Genomic DNA, 19,842 nt, shown 5'->3' on the forward strand with positions numbered 1-19,842 from the left:
AAGGCGACCTTCATCCGTTCAGCCGGGGTGGAGGTCGCCTTCGGGCGTTATTTGACGGTGATGACTGTGTCCGACAGTTCCTTTGCGTACAGCGACGCGATTTCGGGGGCGTACTTGGCGGCGATCGGGTTCCGCTTGAGGGACATTTTCGGGGTCAGCTCGTCGCCGCCCGGCTCCCAGACCGCGCCGATGATGGTGAAGCGCTTGATCTGCTCTACTCGCGAGAGCTTGACGTTGCCCGCCTGCACCGCGGCGAGCACCTCGTCCACGATCTCCTGGCGGGTCGCCAGCGTCGCCACATCGGCGTCGGTGGCGTCGAACTCCTTGGCGCGCAACGCCGCAACGTCGGGATCGAGCACGATCAGCGCGGCGATGTAGGGCTTGGCGTCGCCGACCGCGACGACCTGGCCGATCAGCGAGGAGGCGGCCTTCACCGCATTCTCGACGTTGCTCGGCGCGATGTTCTTGCCCGCCTCGCTGATGATCAGTTCCTTCTTGCGGTCCACGATGCGCAGGTAGCCGTCAGGGTCGAGGGTGCCGATGTCGCCGGTGTGCAGCCAGCCGTCGTCGTCGATGGCCTCGGCCGTCTGCGCGGGCATGTTGCGGTAGCCGCGGGTCACGATGGGCCCGCGCACCAGCACCTCGCCGTCGGTGTCGAGTCGCAGTTCCATGCCGTCGACCGGGCGGCCGACCGAGCCGGGGCGCGGCTTGGCCTTCTCGGTGAAGGTGCCGACGCCGGTGGTTTCGGACATGCCCCACACCTCGCTCATCGGGAAGCCGAGGCCGAGGAAGTACTCCAGGGTCTCCGCCGGGATCGGCGCGGCACCGGAGGCGGGCACGTGCAACTCGTCGAGGCCCATGGCGTGCCGCAGCTTCGACAGCACCAGCGCGTCGGCCAGTTTGTGCTGCACCGCGAGGATCGGGCCGCGGCCTTTGCCCGCGAGATCGGCTCGGGCCGCGGCCATTCCGGTCTCGATGGCCCAGGCGGCCAGCGCCTTCTTCACGCCGCTCGGTTCGGCGGCGAGCTTGCCCTCGATGCCGACCTTGATCTTCTGCCATACCCGCGGCACCCCGAAGAAGGTGGTCGGGCGGGCGTCGGGCAGTGCGGCGGCGACCTCGCGCGGGTCCGGCACGGTGGTCACCTGGACGCCGGTGGTCAGGTTCATGGCATGGCAGGAGATGCGGTCGGCGACGTGTGCGGCGGGCAGGTAGGAGACGGCACGATCGTCGAAGCCGACCGGCAGTGGTCCGTTCACCAGCGCTATCACCTGGGCGAGCACGTTGCGGTGGGTGACCTCGACGCCCTTGGACGGGCCCGTGGTGCCCGAGGTGTAGATCAGGGTGGCCAGATCGTCGGGTTGGACCGCGCGCCAGGTCGCCTCGAAATCGAAGTCGGCGGCCGGGTTCGCCTCGACCTCGGCCAGGGTGATGGTGCCCGCGGCCGGCCCGTCGACCAGGATGATGTGCGCGAGCTCGACACCCGCGCCGGTGACCTTGTCCAGAAAAACCTGTTCTGTCACAACGACTTTGTTCGCCGCGTTGGTGAACAGGTGGCTGATCTGCTCCGACGAGCTGGTGTTGTAGATCGAGAACGGGGTGGCGCCCAGGTGCAACGCGGCGGTGTCGACCAGGTTGAACTCGGGCCGGTTGGTGAGCATGATGCCGACGGTGTCGCCGCGCCCGACCCCGAGCGCGGCCAGCCCCGCCGCGATCGCGCGCACCCGCTCCCCGAACTGCCGCCAGGTGATCTGCTGTGTCCCGCCGACGGTCCGCAACGCGACCTGCTCCGGCCGCATCGTCAGGGTCTCCTGGAACGCCTCCGGCACCGTGTAGACCGTTTTGCCCGATTTGTGCGAATAGCCGATGTCTGTCGTCATATCCCTGTTCCCGATATCCATACAATGAACCGCGCCTCACGGCATCCGCACGCGGGCGGTTCGAGACCCGAACGGGTCGGCGCGCCAGGAGTGGCGCGGCTCACTCATGGTAGCCAGGTCGTGCGGGTAGTGGTGCGGCTTACTCGGGAAGTGGCCTTCTGACCCGCCGACGTACCCGGAGCGGATAACCTGGGTCGATGACGGGGAGTGGGCGGGAGCCGGCTGCCGGTTCGGGGTTCTCCGCGACCGTTGTCGGGCGGACGGTCGATGCTGATACGTCTGGGTTCGCCACTCCTGCAACGGAAGTCGAGACGGCATCCAGCGGGATCGGGCTGGCAGGGGTGATGGCGCGGTTCGGGTTCGATGTGCAATTCGTGACCGATTTCGCGGACGACGGCGCGGCAGCTATCGCGCGGACCGATGTAACGATCGTGACGCTGGCACCGCCGTTCGAGTCGGTGATCGCCACGTTGGAGCGCATCCGGAACTCGGATAGTCCAGGCATCGTGCTGGTGCGTGCCTCCGAGAACTGCGTCGAACCGGCAGCGCTACGCGACTATGCAAGCTCGATCCATTGCGTGGTCGGCACCGAGGCCGAAATCGCGCACCTGGCTACCGGTTCGGCGGAGAGCCTGGTCGCCTCGGGCGTACGTGCGGTCTGCACGACAAGCGAAAGTTCTTGTGCCATATATACGCACGCCGGAAAATCTGAGCGCCCGCGGATCGACGGTCGCGATCCGCGACTGTTGACGGATACGCTCGCCGCGGCATTGGCGCTTCGAGCGACTGTCGGTGCGGCCCCACTCGAGGCTTCGGACGTCGAATGGGCGTTGGCGGCGGCAACGGTGTCGAGTGCGATTTCGGATACCGCGCAAGGGATGGCGGATCGGGTCGATCGTTTGGTGGAACTATTGTGGGACAGGCCGTTAGCGGCGGGTGCAGGGCCCGCGGGCGAGTTCGTGCACCAGATCGTCCGGCACGCCGAAGCGATCGACGTCACGGTGCACACCGTCGGTCATTCCGGCCCGGACAGCGGTTACGCCGTCGAGTTCGGCGCCGCCGGGCCGAAATGCTTGGTCCGCCTGCATTCGCGCTGTTTCTACGGTGAATCACTCGGCATCGACGGATGTGATTGCGCGGGGCAGCTGTCGAGATCGATCGATCTGATCCAGCATGAGGGTGCCGGAGTGCTGCTCTACCTGGAGCAGGAAGGTCGTGGTGCCGGGCTGCTGCAGAAGGCCAGGGCGCATCAGCTGAGCCAGCTGATTGATCGCGACACATTCGAGACCTATGAACTGCTCGGCATCCCGCCCGACGCGCGATCATATGACCATGCCGCCGATTTTCTGCTCGCCCGCGGCTTGACCGATATTCGGCTGCTCACCAATAATCCCTTGAAAGTCAAGGCACTTCGTGATCGCGGGATCTACGTCACCGTCGTTCGCCTGGTGGTTCCGGTTTCGGAGGCGGCCGAACCCTATATGCGAGCAAAGCAACGCCGTGGTCATTGGATCGAAACTGATCCGCCGCGTGAAGGGGGTCACGAATGAGTCGGTGGTCGTCTAATCCGGTGCGTCATGGTGCAGGGGGGTGATCGGTGATGCGTGGTGCCGCAGTTGTTTTCGTGCATGGCCTGTTTTCCTCGCCGAGCACCTGGTCCAGTATCGTGGCCCGGATTGCCGAGGATGTACTGCTCGACCGGGAGTTCGACGTGTTCTGCATGGAGTACGACAGTCCCAAGGTCGAGCTGAATCCGTTGCAGGCCATTCCCGGGTACAACGTGATCGCCGATTCGCTGAAGACCTATCTCGAGGTCGATGTCGCGGGATACGAGAAGGTTGTTCTCGTCAGCCACAGTCAGGGCGGACTCATCGTTCAGCGATACCTGGCGAGAATGGCGAATGCCGGTCTGGCGCTGGAGTTGACGCGAATCAAGACGATCGTCATGCTCGCATGTCCGAACTCCGGGTCGGACTTCGCACGATTGCTACGCCGAGGGGCCATCTTCTGGAGGCATCCGCAAGAGTCGGAACTGCGGCCGATCAACGAATACGTGACAGAAGCTCAGAAAACCGTCCGTGACCGCATCCAGGACGCGCCGCGAATCGATGCCTACAACTGCCCCATCCCGATTTACTCCTACGCGGGGACGAGCGACAAGGTCGTCACGCCCACCTCGGCGCGCGCAGCCTTCCGCAAAGGTGGCGCGTTGCCAGGCAATCACTCATCGATCCTGCATGCCGATTCCGCGGAATCACGAACCTTCAAGACCCTGAAGCACCATCTCCTTGCGGCGCTCGCGGTACCGGGGCACGTAGACACACCGATGACTGAGCCGACCAAACCGATGCCCTGTGAACCGTCTCGCGGCAGCACTGCGCCGGTGGAGTCGGCACCAGAATCGGGACCTCCTGCCGCCGCTATGGTTCGGCACAATGTGACGCCACCGGCCGGCGCCTTCTTCGACCGCGAGGTGGAATCTCAGCGGGCACTCGACGGGCTTGCCGCACCGAATCGGGTGGTATCGATATCGGGTCTGGGCGGCATGGGCAAGACCGCATTGGCCAACCGCATCGCGTGGCAGCTCACCGGGACCGTGCCAGCAACCACTCCTGGTTTCGACACCATCATCTGGTGTGACCCGACGTCCGGTGCGCTGACGCTGGACTCATTGATCGACGCCATCTCGCGCGTCATGGACTACCCCTACCTGCGCGCGCTTTCGATGCCGGAGAAAGCGACCCGCGCGCTCGAGCACCTCAACAGCGGGAGCTGTCTTGTTGTCCTCGACAACTTCGACAACGTCCGGGACCAGGCGATTCGCGAGTTCCTCTCGAAGATCGATCCCGCCAAGAGCAAGGTGCTCATCACGTCGCGCTCGCGGTACTCGCCCGACGCGTGGGAGGTCGACGTCGGTGGCCTCGACGAGGTCGCGCGGGAAGACCTGATCATGGCGGAGAGCCGACGTCTCGGAATCCCCGGAGTTGTTGTGGGGGACAGCGCGTTGCGCCGCGAGTACCTGGACGCGACCGGCGGTAATCCCTTGGCCATCCGGCTGACGGCGGGACAGATGCGTTACGGAGGCGACGATCTGCGTTCGATGACGGTGCGGTTGCGGGAGGCGACCGAAAGCGACCTCTTCGATGCGATCTACGACCGATCATGGAACGAGATCCTCACCGCGAACGACGATGCGCGCACTCTCGTCACGGCCGTGGCGTTGCATCCGACGACGGCCTCTCGTGCGGCGGTGGAATATGTCCTGCTCCCGCACGGCGGTGACCCGCGACGGGTGATCAGGGAGGTGGTGGAGTCCTTGCTCGTCGAGATCTCCGACATCGGCCCCGATCGAGCGGCCAGACTTCGGCTGCATCCACTGACTCGGGCCTACGTGCTGCGCCAGCTCGACTCCGCGCCAGATCGTAAAGCGCACATCGAGAAACGGCTCATCGACTACTACCGTTCGTTCGTGTCCGAACATTCGGGGCTCTACACCGCCCCCGAGTTGGTCGGTGTCCTGGATACCGAACGCGAGAACATCCTGGCGTTCGCGCGGACAGCGTTCGAACAAGCGACGGAGCACGCGGATTATCTGACGGTCATCGAGTTCGCCGAGTCGACGGCGGGTTATCTGTGGGGTCGGGGTTACTGGCGGGATCGCATCATGCTCTGCGAAAACGCCGTTCGGGCAGCAGTATTGGCGGACGAAGCGGTCTCCCGCGCGCGACAGTTTGCGCTCATCGGCCGCGTGTATGTGTGGCTCGGCCAGTATGCCGACGCTGAGCGATGCGCCGAGCAGAGCGAAGCGGCGTTGCCGGTCGACGCGAGCGACGAAGACCGCCGCGAAACCTTTCGCCTGCGCGGTCATATCGCTTCGTGTACTGGCGAATACGGCACGGCCCGTGCGCTTTTCCATCGAATTCTCGATGTCGCGCCGCTGACCGCCGACGACGAAGGCCGAGCGGCGACACTGGTCGAATTGGGCGTTTGCGCGATGCGCGAAGGCGAGATCGCTACCGCGCGAGAACGATTCGAGGAGGCGCTGCGCCTCGACGACGAGATGGGTGCGGTCGAAGGTGCGTCGGTATCACTGAGTCATCTGGCGAATACGTTCTACGAGTCGGGTGACAATCGGCGGGCCCGGCCGCTGTTCGAACGAGGGCTACGGCTGGCAGACCAGGTCGGTCGCTTGTCGAGCCAAGGACGATGCGATCTCGGCCTGGCGAAGATCGATGTGCTGGACCGTGAATACGCCTCCGCTAGAGCGCATGCTGTGGCTGCCAGTGAGACTTTCGCGCGACTGGGGGTAAGAGAGATGGTGGCCGAAGCTCAGCTGCTGCTCGACAATCTGCCCGACGCACAGTCCTCGGAGCAGGCGCCCAATATCGCTCGGCTGCTCGAACGATGCCGTGCGATCGTCCTCGATTTCGACGACACCATCGCGGCGACCGCCACAGCACGCTGGGCGGTGCTGCGGAGAACCGCGGCCACGTTCGGGGTCGACCTGGCGGTGGAAACCATCCGTTCGGCATGGGGGTTGCCGTTCGACGCGCTGATCGCGTCGATCGTGCCGACGCTCGACGCCGCCTCCTACAAGACGGCGTACCGGCGAGCGATGGATGACGAGAAGCCGATCCCCGCACCCGGTGCGAAACCCTGTGTCGAAGAACTACATCGGCGCGGTATCGAGCGGGTCATCGTCGGCTCCGGTAGCCACGACCTCATCGTGCAGGACCTGGTCGCGCTCGGGTTGGACCGATTCTTCGATGAGGCGGAGATCTACGGCTCCGAACAGTCCGAGGTGCACAAGCCGGACCCGCAGGTGCTGCGCGATCCACTTCGCGGCCTCACCGAGCGTGGTATCGATCGGAGGTCGATCGTGTGCGTCGGTGACAGCGTGCGGGACTTCCGGATGGCCGAAGGCAACAACCTGGCGTTCATCGCTGTGCTGACCGGTTTGGAGAGTCGCGACGACTTCCTGAACGCAGGTCTGTCGAACCGGCTGATCGCGGCAAATCTGGGTCAGCTACGGCTGTGGCTCTGACGACGGGAAAGGACGAGTCCGATGCAAGAGACCCCGACTGTAGGGACGGTCGTCGAACTCCATGTCCCGGATTTCGGGCCGGTCCGCGAGTTCTACACCGGCCTCGGCTTCGAGGTGGTGTGGGAGCGTGCGCCCGAGGGGAAGAAGGGCTACCTGGTGGTGCAGCTCGAGAACAACGTGTTGTGTTTCTGGTGTGGCAACGAATACGTCTACGAACAGAGTTACTTTCGGAAGTTTCCCGAATCCACCACGCGCGGTTACGGAGTCGAGGTCGTCGTGATGGTCGCCGACATCGAGCATCAGTTCGGGCGGGTCAGCGACGAAGGGTGTGTGGCGAGCCCGCTCAAACCGCGGGATTGGGGGATCAAGGACTTCCGGGTGATCGATCCGTTCGGCTACTACCTGCGGTTCACGGAGCAATTGGATATTCGGGATCGGAAATACGCGGTGGAGTGAGGTCACTCGGTATTCGGGTCGCCGATCGCGGTGTCGTCGCCCGCCTGGCTTTCTTCGGGTGGCAGCGGGAATACCGGATCGAACGTCGTGAGTGGATCGGGCGCGGGCAGGATATGTCCGCGATGGATCCGCTTCGCCTCTAGATAGGCTTGGGCACGATCGCTGCGCGCCGGCGTGATGAGCGGTGCGACAATTACATTCAGGCCGTTGTCACGGAGCGTACCGATCTTGTCGGGGTTGTTGGTCAGCAACGTGACCGAGTGCAGACCGAGGTCGAGCAGACCACGTGCCGCAACCTCGAAGGTGCGCGCATCGACGGGGTAGCCCAGCGCCACGTAGCTGGTGAAACTGTCGGTGGAATGCTGTTCGCTGTATCGGTATCCACGCGCCTTCGCGACCAGTCCGCAGCCGCGTCCCTCTTGCTCGAGATAGACCAGGACACCGCAGCCAGCGGCCTGGATATAATCCAGTGCGGTATCCAGCTCTGGCCCGCAGTCGCAGTCTTCGGAGCCCAATGCTTCGCTGTAGAGACAGCGTGAATGGATCCGGACTAGGCAACCGTCGGTGACGTCACCGAAAACCAGTAGATGCCCACGCTCGGTCGCGTCATCGAGTTCTACCACCCTGAGCGGCAGGGCGATCTTCTTGCGTGTGAACTGGTGCTGGGTCTCGGCAAAGCGGTAGGGCCATGTGGTCAATGTTCCTCCGAACCAAGTCTGACGATGCGGTCGATATCGCTGATGGACGGCATCGCCTCAGGCACATCCCCGAACGACTGAGTAGTCACCATCGCTGCGGTCGCCCAGACGTAGTCGTCTCCGTCGGCGGGGCGGTGGGTCGAAACGAGACGGTATACCAGCGCAGCGGCGAAGGCAGCTTGCGCACCGGGGGAGTCTTCGAGAGCGGCTGGGAACGGCGGAATCTCGGCGTTGACCCGGTCCGACCAGACCGTGCAATGGAACTCCTCGACTGCGCATACCGAGCGGACGCCGAGGGCACGCAGCCGCAGCGCGGTGTCCGCAGCGGAGATGGTATTCGTCCCCGGCACCATCGCGGCGAGGTCCGTGCTGGTCCCCACGAGACAGTCCACCACGTCGAGATGTTGGTAGAGATACTGCGGCAAATCCACCGGCGGCGCCGGATGGACGACGAGCAGCGGTCGGTCATCCATCCGCCGCACCGCGGACATCACCTGCTCGATTATCGGACGGGGTTGTTCAAAGGTCAGTAGCACCGCATCCGACTTCTCGATGGCGGCGCGAATCACCGGACTGCGCAAATCTTGGGCACTCAACCGAATGCGGTAGTCCCGGCAGCCGATAGTGCTCGCGGCGCCTGTGCTCGTGACCAATAGCCCGGTCACCGGGGTCGGCGCGTCGGGTACGACCTTCACCAGGCTGGTGTCGACGTTCTCGCTGCACAGATAGTCCAGGATCCGCCGGCCCGCGTTGTCATCGCCGATCGCTGTGATCAACTGGACGCGCAGCCCAAGCCGGGCGGCGGCCACGGCGCGGTTGAGACCTTTGCCGCCCGGATGTTCGGCGAAGTTGCCGGGGGCGGAAGTGCCAACCTCCGGGATGTGGTCGACGCGATAGATGTGGTCGATCACGGCGTCGCCGAATACCGTGACGGTACCCGGAACCGTCGGTGGCTCAACAACGTCCGGCATCGGCAGGGAGTGGCCGGGATGTGCTGGTCCGGCGTTGTAGATCGATTCGTTGGCGACCAGCGCCGCCAGTTCGCTGAAGGCGCGCCATTCGTGACTGCCGCGCAACGACCGTACCGATGGCGCGGGCGGCACGTGGTCGACCCGCAGTGCGGTGTGCAGCAGCATCCACTGCTCGGCCAGATACTCGCGGCGCTCGCCCAGGTCGGGGGCGTAAAGGTGCTCGAAATCGATTCCGGCGTCCGGTATTTCACGCAGCAAGCCCAGTGCCAGGACCGCGTCGACGATCACCAGCGATGAGGGGCTCAGCTGACGGGCCAGCTCGCGAACCACGGGCAGCACCGCTTCCTCGCGTTCTATCCCTACTCGCTGTGCGTGCCTGCGGACGGCCGGTAGACCGAGTAAGGGATCGACATCGATCTCGGTGGTGCGCAAGCGATCCGAGCTCAACCCGGAGCGCTTGCCCAGACGCGTGAGGATGTTGCGAACGGCAACCATTCCCGAGTCCTGTGGGATCACGGCCGTCTCAACCTCCCTGGTCGTCGTTGCTGGGGGGGGCCTGCACTGGCGATAGCCGTAACCGGTGTTTATCCCCCGCAGGAAAACCGTCAATCACCAACCTACAACGGCAATTGACGGTTCGATAGGGCAAATGCCACACTGGGTTGGCAAGGCCGCAGCTCGGGGAGGGCGCGCCGCTCAGGATGGCCGGGCAGTTTGCTCAGCGAGTCGAAACATCGTGTACGGCAACCGTCCTGGAATCCGGTGGAGCCATAGTTGAGATCCGCGCTCCATAGGGTTGTAGCCGTCGTCGTTCGTTCGGCTGTTCACGATAGGAGGTTTAGTGAGCGGACGGACCGTCAACTATCGATGAACATAGGCAATTGACCACTGAGAACGGCAAGTGCCACACTGGAATTGGCGATTCGATCGCCCCGCCAGGTACGCGGGAGGGCCTGGTGACGAGCCTGATTCTTCGAACAACTGCACCTTCGGCCGAGACTCGGCGCATCCCCGAAAGCGGGGCGTCGGCGTCTCGGCGCGGTTTCCGTTCACCTCCTCCGAACGGGGCCGCGCGGCGCGGCGCGCGCCGAACAACGGGGAACCACCGTGCAGCACCCCAGTCTTCGACTGCACACCGGATGCACGACAGGAGGAACGTCGTGACCATAGACGTGACGGCCTGGTTGATGACCAGCGACAGGACCCCTGAATCCGCCCATCGGGTCGCGGATTCGACCAGCGAGGTGTGGCGACTGAGCTGGCTGCCGGACCGAGAATTGTCCCGTGAGCAGGCGCTTGCCGGAATGGAACTCGACGAACTGCTCGGCGATCCGCGGGCTGTGGACGATCCGACGGCGCTGGCTCGGATGGACGGCTACGCCAGCGAACTGGGCCTGACCACCACCGACGCGGTGCTGCTGATCGCGCAGCGGATGGCGGCGCGTTTGGTGCCGCCGGCCGAGACGATGCCGGATGAACGGATCGACCGTCGAGGCCGATCCTACGGGCGTGTCATCGATCCGCCGTACGTGCTCGGATAACTGGAACTCGAATGCGCCGACCGGCGGCGGTTCGTCGGTCGGCGGCGGCGCTGCGATCAGGCGTTGGCGGTGTGCTCGGCGCCGATAGCGTCGGCGATGCTCTGATACCCGTTGGCGCGCAGGCGTTGTGCGAGGCCGCGGTGGATTTTGCGGGTCCAGAAGGGGCCGCCGTAGATGAAACCGGTGTAGCCCTGCAGCAGGGTGGCGCCCGCGCGGATGCGTTCCCAGGCCTGGTCGGCGGTTTCGATGCCGCCGACGGAGATGAGGACGAGGCGGTCGCCGACGCGGCGGTAGAGGCGGCGCAGCACGTCGAGCGAGCGGTCGGCCACGGGGGCGCCGGAGAGGCCGCCTGCGCCCATGGCGGTGACCTCGTCGGCGGGCGTGCGCAGGCCGTCGCGGCGAATGGTGGTGTTGGTGGCGACGATTCCGGCGAGGCCGAGTTCGACGGCGAGGTCGGCGACGGCGTCGATATCGTCGTCGGACAGGTCGGGGGCGATCTTCACCAGGACCGGCACCTGGACGCTGTCGAGCACAGCCTGCAGCAGCGGGCGCAGCGATTCGACGGCCTGCAGGTCGCGCAGGCCGGGAGTGTTGGGGGAGCTGACGTTCACGACGACGAAATCGGCGAGCGGGCCGAGCAGGGCCGCGCTGATCGCGTAATCGCCTGCGGCGTCGGCGGGTTCGACGATTTTGGTCTTGCCGATATTCGCGCCGATCGGCACGTCACCGCGGCGGCCGCGCAGGTGTTCGGCGGCGGCCGCGGCGCCGAAGTTGTTGAAGCCCATGCGGTTGATCAGGGCGTGGTCGGCGGGCAGCCGGAACAGTCGCGGCGCGGGATTGCCGGGCTGGGCCTGAGCGGTGACGGTGCCGATCTCGGCGAAACCGAAACCCAGTGGCGCCCAGGCGTCGACGCCGTCGGCATTCTTGTCGAAACCGGCGGCCAGGCCGACCGGCGCCGGGAAGTCGATGCCGAACGCGGTGTTGCGCAGGATGGGATCGTCGGTGACGAGTAGCTTGGTCATCACCCAGCGGGTGGGCGCGAGGCGAGCGGCCACGCGCATCGTCGCGAAGGCCAGGTGGTGGATGCGTTCCGGCGGGACCAGAAACATCAGGCGTAATAGCAGGGCGTACATCAGCTCACATTCCCGGTTCGGGCTGGGGTAGCGCGGTTTTTCGGCGGCGCAGCAGCACCCGGCGGCTACCGTCGGTATAGGCCCGCACGCGGGACAGTTCCCAGCCGCCGAACTCGGCCTGGATGGCCAGCCGCATGGACGCGGTCACCCTGGTCACCTCGGGTGGCAGCCGCAGCGGCACGTATTCGTAGTCGTCGCTGGTGGTTTCCCAACCAGCGGGCAGTGCTTTGCGCCGCGCTCGCTGCTCGCGTGGTGATGCGGGGTCGTCGTCTGCGCGCGTTGCCGGAGTCATCATTGGCCTCTCTTCCGATCGTCCGCGCGGATCCGCTGCAGGCCGTCGCCGACGGCGGATCCGACGAACATGTCCCCGGTGCGCTGATCGATGGTTACCGAGTTCGGCTGCCGCACCGTCGGGTAGCGGCCCACTTCTGTCGGTATACCTGTCGACAGATCGAATCCGACGACTTCGTTGCTCTGCGTGCACGTCACCCACACGGTGTCGGACCGCTGATCGTAGGCAAGCGCGTAAGGCGAAGAGTTTACCGGGAACCGCTGACGCAGGACGAGAGGTCCGGCGCTGAAGACCAAGAGTTCGCCGCCGGTGCTGTCGGTGACGATGATCCGGCCGAAGTGGTCGGCGATCATGTTGGTGGCGCCGTCGCCCGCGCGCAGGGCCAGGCCGAGGTCGTCTTTGCCCAGCTCGATCTCGGTGACGGAGGTTTGGCGGCGGTCCAGGACGGACACGTGGCCCTCGGTCAGGGCGAGCGCGTCGGCGGAGGCGAGGCCGGTGATCGTGTGGGTGACCTTGCCGTCGGCGGCCAGGGTGCGGACCTTGCCGTCGGCGGTGCCGACGAGCAGGGTGCCGTCGTCACGGCGCTGCACCGACCTGGCGTCACCGTCGAACGGGATCTCGCTGACGGAGTGAGCCGTGATGTTGATGCGGAAGATCCGGTTGGGCGCGGCGACCAGCAGTTCGCCCGGCTTGCCTTGCGAGAGGCTCGCGCCGCGGGCCGACAGTGACAGGGCGCGGACGCCGGCGTCGGGAACGCCGTTGGGGTCGGTGTGGCCGAGGGTCGTCGGGTCGATGAGGAACAGCACGGTGCTGGTGTCGGTGCTGGCATCGAGGGCGGCGATCTCGCCGGTGCTTTGCTCGGTCAGCAGTGCGCGGACGGGGCTGGACAGTCGTGTGACGTCGCCCGCGGGACGCGGCGTGTCGGTGGGCGAGACCGCGGCGGTGGCCGGATCTCTGGTGGGCAGGTTGTCACTGTCGGGGCTGTTGGAGCAGCCGGTCAGCAGGGCCAGTGCCGCTACTCCGACGAGCACCGTGGGGACGCGGAGTCTTTGGTTGCGGGACGCAACCACAGCGGAACCCGCGAACGCCGCCAATCGAACCCAGCCGCGAGGGCGCATCCACCGAACTCCTTCTACCGACTGCTACCGACGATTCACCGCAACTCCACCATCTGACCATGATGGCGCAACATCACGGCGTACCGGGGTGGCGGCTGGGGGAGAATGTTGGTGATGCAGGTTACGGTTGAGCTGAAACAGTGTCCAAATCAGGGAGATCCGGTTGAAAGCCGACCATTCGTCGGGATTTGCCATCGATGACATAACCGTTGGCCCGTTCGCGCATGGGTTCGGGACGACCGGTGATGGCAGGCCGTATGCGTTTCGCACGGTCCGAGCCAGCTTGACGCTGGAGATCTACCGGGCCGATCTGGCGAGCGAGGTGCCCGGTCCGGAGGACGTGGTCGCGGTCGCCGAGGCCAGGGTCACCGACATCGACCTCGATGACGAACGCAGCGTCGTCGCGTTGGTGCGCGACATGATTCCGGACGCGGTGCCCGTCGACGCGGCGCCGGACCGAGAAGTCACGACCGTGCGGGCACTGCTGGGACGCATCAGCTCCGTAATTGATGGTATGTAGATGGTGATGCCATCCACATTTCTCGCCCGCACCGTGCTGACCGCGTCCGGCCTCCTCCTGGTGGCCGCCGCCGCGGCGTGCAGCACCGGATCGGACGAGGCGGCCGTCGACGCCGCTCGTTCGTCGGCCAACGCGTCGCTGTCCGCCTCGATCACCACGTCGTCCATCGCCGCGCATCCGCCGCTGCCGTCGGCCGCGCAGCTGGACTCACAGATCAAGCGGGCACTGGATCCCGGGCTGCCGGACAGCGAGCGCACCGACCTCATCGAGGACGGTGACGCGTTCCGGACCGCGATTCCCGATATGTACAAGGCGCTGCAGGACAATCCGCGCGCGGTCTACGGGGTCACCGATCCGGTGTTCGACAATCACGACGGCACGCTCACCGCAACGATGCGGCTGGACAAGGACGGTAGCGGGACCGCGGTGCGCACGACTGTCGTGCATTTCGTGCTGCTCGACGGTAAGTGGAAGATCTCGCGGACCGACCTGTGCGGGATCCTGCGTTCCGCCGATTACCGCACGCCGGCCTGCGGCTGACCGTGTCGGATTTGCGGATGACGCGCGCTCGCGGGTCGCGGGCACCGCAGGGCGATTCGAAGTTGCATTCGGGGTTGTTGTGGTGGGGGCGGTTCGTCTATCGGCATCGGGTGCTGGTGCTCGGCGTGTTCGTGTTGGTGGTGTTGGCGTCGGGTGTGTACGGGCGCGATCTGGCCGGGCGGCTGACGCAGGAGGGGTGGTTCGACGAGTCCAGCGAGTCGGTGGCGGCGTCGAAGATCGCCGACGCGACGTTCGGGCGGGATACCGACAGTGACCTGATCCTGCTGTACACCGCGCCGGAGGGGGCGACCGTCGACGATCCGGCGGTGCGGTCCGCGGTGACGGGTGCGTTGAACGGGTTGCTTGCGCGTTATCCGGAGAACATCCTGAAGATCGATAGCTACTGGGATAGTCCGTTCGCGGCGAACGCCACCGATGCCTCGCGGACGCACGCGTTCGCCAGCGTCGGTTTGCGGGGTGAGGGCACCGCGACTGTCGAGAATTACTCCGCGATCAAGGATCATCTCGGTGCCGGGAGTGTCGGCGGCGGGCCCGGCGGCACCACCGTGCAGTTGGCCGGGCTGCAGCCGGTGCTGGCCGGGCTCAATACCGGGATGCAGAACGACATCCACCGAGCGGAGCTCATCGCGATGCCGTTGGTGGCGATTCTGCTGTACTTCGTGTTCGGCGGGGTGATCGGTGCGCTGCTTCCGGTACTGATCGGTGGGATGACGATCATGGGGACCGCGGGCATCATGCGGGTGCTCACCGGGTTCATCGATGTGAACGTATTCGCCAGTACCGTCATGACTTTGGTGAGTCTCGGGCTGGCGATCGACTATGGGTTGTTCACCGTCACCCGGTTCCGGGAGGAGCTTGCGGCGGGTCGCAGTGTGGAGGAGGCGACCGCGCGTACGGTCGCGACCGCGGGGCGCACTGTGTTGTTCTCGGCGGCGATCATCGCGGTCAGTCTCGGTGCGCTGTTCATCTTTCCGAACGGGGTGCTGCGGTCGGTGCCCTATGGCGGTATCAGTTCGGTGCTGCTTGCCGCGTTGCTGTCGGTGACCGCGCTGCCCGCGGCGTTGAGTATCGCCGGGCGGCGGATCGATCTGCTGGGCTGGAAGCGGTTCTCGCGCAGTAAGACCGAGGCGCAGATCGATGCCGGATTCTTCTCGCGGCTCGCGCAGTGGTCGATGCGGCGGCCGTGGGCGGTGGCGGTGCCGATCGTGCTCGCTCTGCTCGCGTTGAGTATTCCGTTCCGGCACATCGAGTTCGGTGGGATCAGTGAGAAATATCTCGGTGCGGAGAACCCGGCCAGGGTGGCGCAGGAGCGCTTCGATGAGCTGTTTCCGAGTTTCCGTACCGAACCGTTGAAGCTTGTTATACGCGGTGCGGATCCGCAGCAGCTCAGTGATATTCGCTACGAGGCGAGTCGAATCCCTGGGCTCACCGGACGATTCGAGCCGTCGGTGCCGACCAAGGACGGCATCAATGTGTTACAGGCCGGGCTGACGGACAAGCAGGATTCCGATCGGGTGATCTCGGCGTTGCGGGCGATTCCGGACCCGCCGGGCGTGGACGTGATGGTGGCGGGAGTGCCCGCGCTGGAACGCGACAGTATCAATGGACTGCTGCGCGGACTGCCGTTGCTGGTGGCGATTCTCGCGGCGGCGGCGTTGACGCTGATGTATGCGGCGTTCCGGTCGATTGTTTTGGCGGTCAAGGCTGTTGCGATGAGCGCGTTGAGTTTGGTGTCGACGTTGGGTGTGCTCACCTGGGTGTTCGTCGAGGGGCATGGTGCAGGGTTCTTCCACTTCACACCCGGCCCACTGATGTTCGCGGTGCTCGCGTTGATCGTGACCGTGGTGTTCGGGCTGTCCACCGACTATGAGGTGTTCCTGCTGTCTCGGGTGGCCGAGGCGCGGGCGAACGGGGCCGAACCGCGCGAGGCGATCCGCTACGGCATCGCCCACACCGGCGGCGTAATCACCTCCGCCGCCGCCATTCTGATCGTCGTCACCGGCGCGTTCGGTTTCTCCGACCTGGTTCTGATGAAGTACATCGCCTACGGCATGATCGCCGCGCTCATTCTCGACGCCACCGTCATCCGCATGCTGCTGACCCCAGCGGTCTTGAAGCTGATCTGGCGCTGAAGGAGTCGCACCATGCGGATACTCGAGGGCGCCAACCTGTTCGGCACATTCCTGCTGGAACTGGGAGTCCTTGCGGGAGCGGCGGTCTGGGGCTTCACCCTGCCCGCAGATATCCTCGTGCGCGTAATCGTCGGAGTCGGCGCCCCCGCCCTCTTCGCCCTCATGTGGGCCTTGTTCGGCGCAGGCTCGACCCCACGCTTCCCCCTCCGCGGTTCATGGCGAGTCGCCCTGGAACTCATCTGGTTCGGCGGCGGCGCCCTAGCCTGGTCCACCGCCACCACCCCACTCATCGGCCTGATCTTCTTCGCCCTCTGGGCAATCAACGCCCCTCCTACGCGTCCTTCTCCAAGGTGGCCTGCTGCCGGCCAACGACCCGACAGACGCCCCCCACCCCCTCTGACCGGCGCCAACCTCTCCCGCACCACCAAGTGCCACTCGCCGTCAGCGGCCGCGCGCAAGACCGCTGGCCGCGCGTGAACCAGCTTGGCGCGCATAGAAATACTGGCAATTATGGACGCAGCGGGCGAGGAGGTGCGCGGCGGTGCTCGGGGCGAGATCGGCGGCGGCCGGGTAAGCCGAATGGCACCGTCATGGCCCGAGCGGAGGTTCAGCTATCGGGCCAGCCGACTTTCGGTGCGTGCAGAATCTGGGGCGCTAGCGGGCACCTCGCCGACGTGCCGGAGGTGTGCCGCACCGCGCCGCGCGTGAATCAGTGTGGTGCGCATGGAATTGCTGGCGATTCTGGTCGCAGTGTGCGAAGAGGTGCGCGGCAGGTGGCCTGGGCGAGATCGGCGGCGGTCGGGCAAACGGAGGTGTGCCGTGCCGCGTCGCGCGTGAATCAGTGTGGTGCGCGTGGAATTGGTGGCAATTATGGACGCGGTGGGCGAGGAGGTGCGCGGCAGGCGGCCTGGGCGAGATCGGCGGTGGTCGGGCAAACGGAGGTGTGCCGTGCCGCGCCGCGCGTGAATCAGTGTGGTGCGCATGGAATTGGTGGCGATTCTGGTCGCAGTGTGCGAAGAGGTGCGCGGCACGTGGTCCGGGCGAGATCGGCGGTGGTCGGGTAAACGGAGGTGTGCCGTGCCGCGCCGCGCGTGAATCAGTGTGGTGCGCATGGAATTGGTGGCGATTCTGGTCGCAGTGTGCGAAGAGGTGCGTGGCAGGCGGTCCGGGCGAGATCGGCGGCGGGCACGGATCAGCGGCACCCTGTCGACGTGTCTGTGCTGCGGCCGGTCGGCTGCTGCGTATGAATCAGTGTGGTGCGTATGGAATTGGTGGCGATTCTGGTTGCAGTGCGCGAGGAGGTGCGCGGCAGGCGGCCTGGGCGAGATCGGCGGTGGTCGGGCAAACGGAGGTGTGCCGTGCCGCGCCGCGCGTGAATCAGTGTGGTGCGCGTGGAATTGGTGGCGATTTTGGATGCGGCGGGCGAGGGGGTGGGCGGGTGGTCAGCGGCGGACGGGGAGGACTAGTTGGGCGCCGGTGAGGGGGTGGTTCAGGACTTCGACGGGGTGTTGGTAGACGCGGGTGAGGAGGTCGGTGGTGAGGACCTCGCGGGGTGGGCCGTCGGCGGCGATGCGGCCGGATTCGAGGACGGCGACGCGGTCGGCGTAGGCGGCGGCGATGCCGAGATCGTGCAGGACGACGACCACCGCGGCGCCCGCTTGGGCGCGGGTGGTGGCCAGGCGGAGGACGGCTTCCTGGTGGCCGAGGTCGAGGGCGGCGGTGGGTTCGTCGAGGAGCAGGGTGCCGGTGTCCTGGGCGAGCACGCGGGCCAGGGCGACGCGGGCGCGCTCTCCGCCGGAGAGGGTCGGAAAGGACCGGGCGCCAAGGTGTTGCACGTCGGCGGCGGTCATCGCGGCGGCGATGCGCTCGTCATCGAGTTCGCGCCGCTCGGTCCGCAACCACGGCGCACGACCCATCGCCACGACCTCGCGGGCCGTGAACGGGAAACCGACGGTATGGGTTTGCGGGAGCACGGCCCGACGGCGCGCCATATCCAGCGGTGACCAATGCGTCAACGCCTGCCCCTCGAGCTCGACCACCCCTTCGCTCGGCGTCAACTCCCCGGCCAGCGCGGCAAGCAAGGTGGACTTGCCCGCCCCGTTGGGACCGACCAGCGCGACAACCTCACCCGCGACAACATCGAAGTCCACCCCGTCGAGCACCCGCCGCTGCGCAGTCGTAGCGCCCCGCCGATCCACACTCACCCCCCGCGCCCGCAGGGTAACCGCCCCCTTCTCCGGCGCAACAGGCAACTCATGCGTCCGCGCAAACACCTGCCGAACCCCACTCACGCGCTACCCCCACAGCTCAGGAAGTCAACTGGCACACCGAAACTCGGTGAACCCCAAGCGTGGTCGACACCCGGCGGGCGCGCAGGTCGGGCCGTGCTCACGGAGTCGTCGTGTGCCGCAGCGGATCCGGTGCACCAGTGGGCTGGCGCGAAGCTCGAAGAACGCCAGGATCTTTGGTTGTGGAGGCGCGTCATGCCCAACCTCCGGCGCGGGCTCGGGTGCGGCGCAGGAGCCAGAAGAAGAACGGGCCGCCGATCAAGGAGGTGAGCATGCCGAGGGGGAGGTCGGCGTTGTGCACCAGGGAGCGGGCGGCGACGTCGGCGGCGAGTAAGACGGCGGCGCCGAGGATGGCGCTCAATGGGATCAGGACGCGGTGGGCGGGGCCGACGAGCATCCGGACCAGGTGCGGGACGATCAGGCCGACGAACATGACGATGCCGGTGAATGCGACGCCGGCGGTGGCGAGGATGGCGACGACGAGAATGACGTTGCGGCGCAAGCGTTCCACGTCGACACCGAGGTGACGGGCAGCGGCTTCACCGAGGGCGAGCAGGTCCAGTCGTGGCGCGATGAGGATGGCGGCGGTGACGCCGATGGCGGTGAGGATGGCGACGACGGTGACCGAATCCCAGGTCGCGCCGTTGAGTGAACCCAACTGCCAGAACACGATCTGATCGCGTGCGGCAGGGTTGGCGACAAATAACAGGAAGGCGAGCAATCCGCCCGCGAACGCGTTGATCGCGACACCGGTGAGCACCAGGGTGACCACCTCGGTCCGCCCGTTGGAGCGGGCAAGCAGATACACCAGCAGCGTGGTGGCCAGCCCTGCGGCGAACGCGGCCGCGGCCACCGACCAGGCGGCGACGAACGCGCCACCGACCACGATCACGGTGCCCGCACCGACCGCGGCACCGGCCGAAACGCCGATAACACCGGGCTCGGCAAGCGGATTCGCGAACACCCCCTGCAACAACCCGCCCGCTGTCGCGAGCGCCGCGCCGACCAGCATGGCCAGCAGCACCCGCGGGAACCGCACCTGCCACAGCGTCACCTCACCGGCGGGATGCGCGGGCATCGGCCCCCAGTCCAGTCCGATCCGGTGCAGCACACTGCCCGCCACCTCGGCGGGCGTGGTCGGCACCTGTCCGATCGCGGCGGAGGCCAGTGCGAGCGCGATCAATCCGATGATCGCGACCGCGAAAACCATG

The 19,842-nt window shown here is 66.1% G+C and carries 16 protein-coding genes; 8 read left to right on the plus strand and 8 right to left on the minus strand.

Going from position 1 to position 19,842, the window contains the following annotated elements; all coding sequences use genetic code 11:
- Positions 1–47: 47 nt before the first annotated feature.
- Positions 48–1,877, minus strand: coding sequence for a long-chain fatty acid--CoA ligase (locus ABZ942_RS30225; RefSeq protein ID WP_357387858.1), 1,830 nt, complete (start codon positions 1,875–1,877; stop codon positions 48–50).
- Positions 1,878–2,074: 197 nt separating this feature from the next.
- On the opposite strand from ABZ942_RS30225, the gene ABZ942_RS30230 reads away from it, so the two are divergent.
- Genes ABZ942_RS30230 through ABZ942_RS30240 form a run of 3 tightly spaced genes read left to right on the plus strand, consistent with a single transcriptional unit; the run spans position 2,075 to position 7,377 of the window.
- Entirely contained in the window at positions 2,075–3,427 is a 1,353-nt protein-coding gene (locus ABZ942_RS30230) for a hypothetical protein (RefSeq protein ID WP_357387860.1), read from the plus strand.
- Positions 3,428–3,477: 50 nt separating this feature from the next.
- Entirely contained in the window at positions 3,478–6,921 is a 3,444-nt protein-coding gene (locus ABZ942_RS30235; protein ID WP_357387862.1) for an alpha/beta fold hydrolase, read from the plus strand.
- A gap of 21 nt (positions 6,922–6,942) precedes the next feature.
- Positions 6,943–7,377, plus strand: a complete 435-nt coding sequence (locus tag ABZ942_RS30240) for a hypothetical protein (protein WP_357387864.1) — start codon at positions 6,943–6,945, stop codon at positions 7,375–7,377.
- Between the two features lie 2 nt (positions 7,378–7,379).
- Here ABZ942_RS30240 and ABZ942_RS30245 read toward each other — a convergent pair whose 3' ends face one another.
- Both ABZ942_RS30245 and ABZ942_RS30250 read right to left on the minus strand, forming a co-directional pair.
- Positions 7,380–8,075, minus strand: coding sequence for a GTP cyclohydrolase II (locus tag ABZ942_RS30245; protein ID WP_357387866.1), 696 nt, complete (start codon positions 8,073–8,075; stop codon positions 7,380–7,382).
- Complete coding sequence (locus tag ABZ942_RS30250; RefSeq protein WP_357387868.1) at positions 8,072–9,541, minus strand: PfkB family carbohydrate kinase; 1,470 nt, start codon at positions 9,539–9,541, stop codon at positions 8,072–8,074. The genes ABZ942_RS30245 and ABZ942_RS30250 overlap by 4 nt, the downstream gene beginning before the upstream one ends.
- Before the next feature lie 665 nt (positions 9,542–10,206).
- Here ABZ942_RS30250 and ABZ942_RS30255 point away from each other — a divergent pair.
- Entirely contained in the window at positions 10,207–10,587 is a 381-nt protein-coding gene (locus tag ABZ942_RS30255) for a hypothetical protein (RefSeq protein ID WP_357387870.1), read from the plus strand.
- A 56-nt stretch (positions 10,588–10,643) separates the two neighbouring features.
- On the opposite strand, the gene ABZ942_RS30260 is transcribed toward ABZ942_RS30255, so the two are convergent.
- From ABZ942_RS30260 to ABZ942_RS30270, 3 genes are read right to left on the minus strand one after another with little or no spacing between them, the layout of a single operon-like run.
- Positions 10,644–11,720 (minus strand): quinone-dependent dihydroorotate dehydrogenase, encoded by a 1,077-nt coding sequence (locus ABZ942_RS30260; protein ID WP_357387872.1) that lies wholly within the window; start codon positions 11,718–11,720, stop codon positions 10,644–10,646.
- A gap of 4 nt (positions 11,721–11,724) precedes the next feature.
- Positions 11,725–12,015 carry a DUF5703 family protein gene (locus ABZ942_RS30265; RefSeq protein ID WP_357387874.1) on the minus strand — a complete coding sequence of 97 codons (291 nt, stop codon included), beginning with the start codon at positions 12,013–12,015 and terminating at the stop codon, positions 11,725–11,727.
- Positions 12,012–13,130 (minus strand): hypothetical protein, encoded by a 1,119-nt coding sequence (locus ABZ942_RS30270; RefSeq protein ID WP_357387876.1) that lies wholly within the window; start codon positions 13,128–13,130, stop codon positions 12,012–12,014. The genes ABZ942_RS30265 and ABZ942_RS30270 overlap by 4 nt, the downstream gene beginning before the upstream one ends.
- A 163-nt stretch (positions 13,131–13,293) precedes the next feature.
- Here ABZ942_RS30270 and ABZ942_RS30275 point away from each other — a divergent pair, with 163 nt between their 5' ends.
- The 4 genes from ABZ942_RS30275 to ABZ942_RS30290 are packed head-to-tail and all read left to right on the plus strand — an operon-like array spanning position 13,294 to position 16,820.
- Positions 13,294–13,650 carry a hypothetical protein gene (locus ABZ942_RS30275; protein ID WP_357387878.1) on the plus strand — a complete coding sequence of 119 codons (357 nt, stop codon included), beginning with the start codon at positions 13,294–13,296 and terminating at the stop codon, positions 13,648–13,650.
- Complete coding sequence (locus ABZ942_RS30280; protein WP_357387879.1) at positions 13,651–14,190, plus strand: hypothetical protein; 540 nt, start codon at positions 13,651–13,653, stop codon at positions 14,188–14,190.
- A 17-nt stretch (positions 14,191–14,207) separates the two neighbouring features.
- Complete coding sequence (locus ABZ942_RS30285) at positions 14,208–16,343, plus strand: MMPL family transporter (protein ID WP_357387881.1); 2,136 nt, start codon at positions 14,208–14,210, stop codon at positions 16,341–16,343.
- Positions 16,344–16,355: 12 nt separating this feature from the next.
- Positions 16,356–16,820 (plus strand): YrdB family protein, encoded by a 465-nt coding sequence (locus ABZ942_RS30290; RefSeq protein ID WP_357387883.1) that lies wholly within the window; start codon positions 16,356–16,358, stop codon positions 16,818–16,820.
- A 965-nt stretch (positions 16,821–17,785) separates the two neighbouring features.
- Here ABZ942_RS30290 and ABZ942_RS30295 read toward each other — a convergent pair.
- Positions 17,786–18,634 carry a heme ABC transporter ATP-binding protein gene (locus ABZ942_RS30295; RefSeq protein WP_357387885.1) on the minus strand — a complete coding sequence of 283 codons (849 nt, stop codon included), beginning with the start codon at positions 18,632–18,634 and terminating at the stop codon, positions 17,786–17,788.
- 190 nt (positions 18,635–18,824) lie between these two features.
- Entirely contained in the window at positions 18,825–19,841 is a 1,017-nt protein-coding gene (locus ABZ942_RS30300) for an iron ABC transporter permease (RefSeq protein WP_357387961.1), read from the minus strand.
- Position 19,842 lies beyond the last annotated feature (1 nt).

The organism is Nocardia sp. NPDC046473 (genome assembly GCF_040645995.1).
GTDB lineage: Bacteria > Actinomycetota > Actinomycetes > Mycobacteriales > Mycobacteriaceae > Nocardia.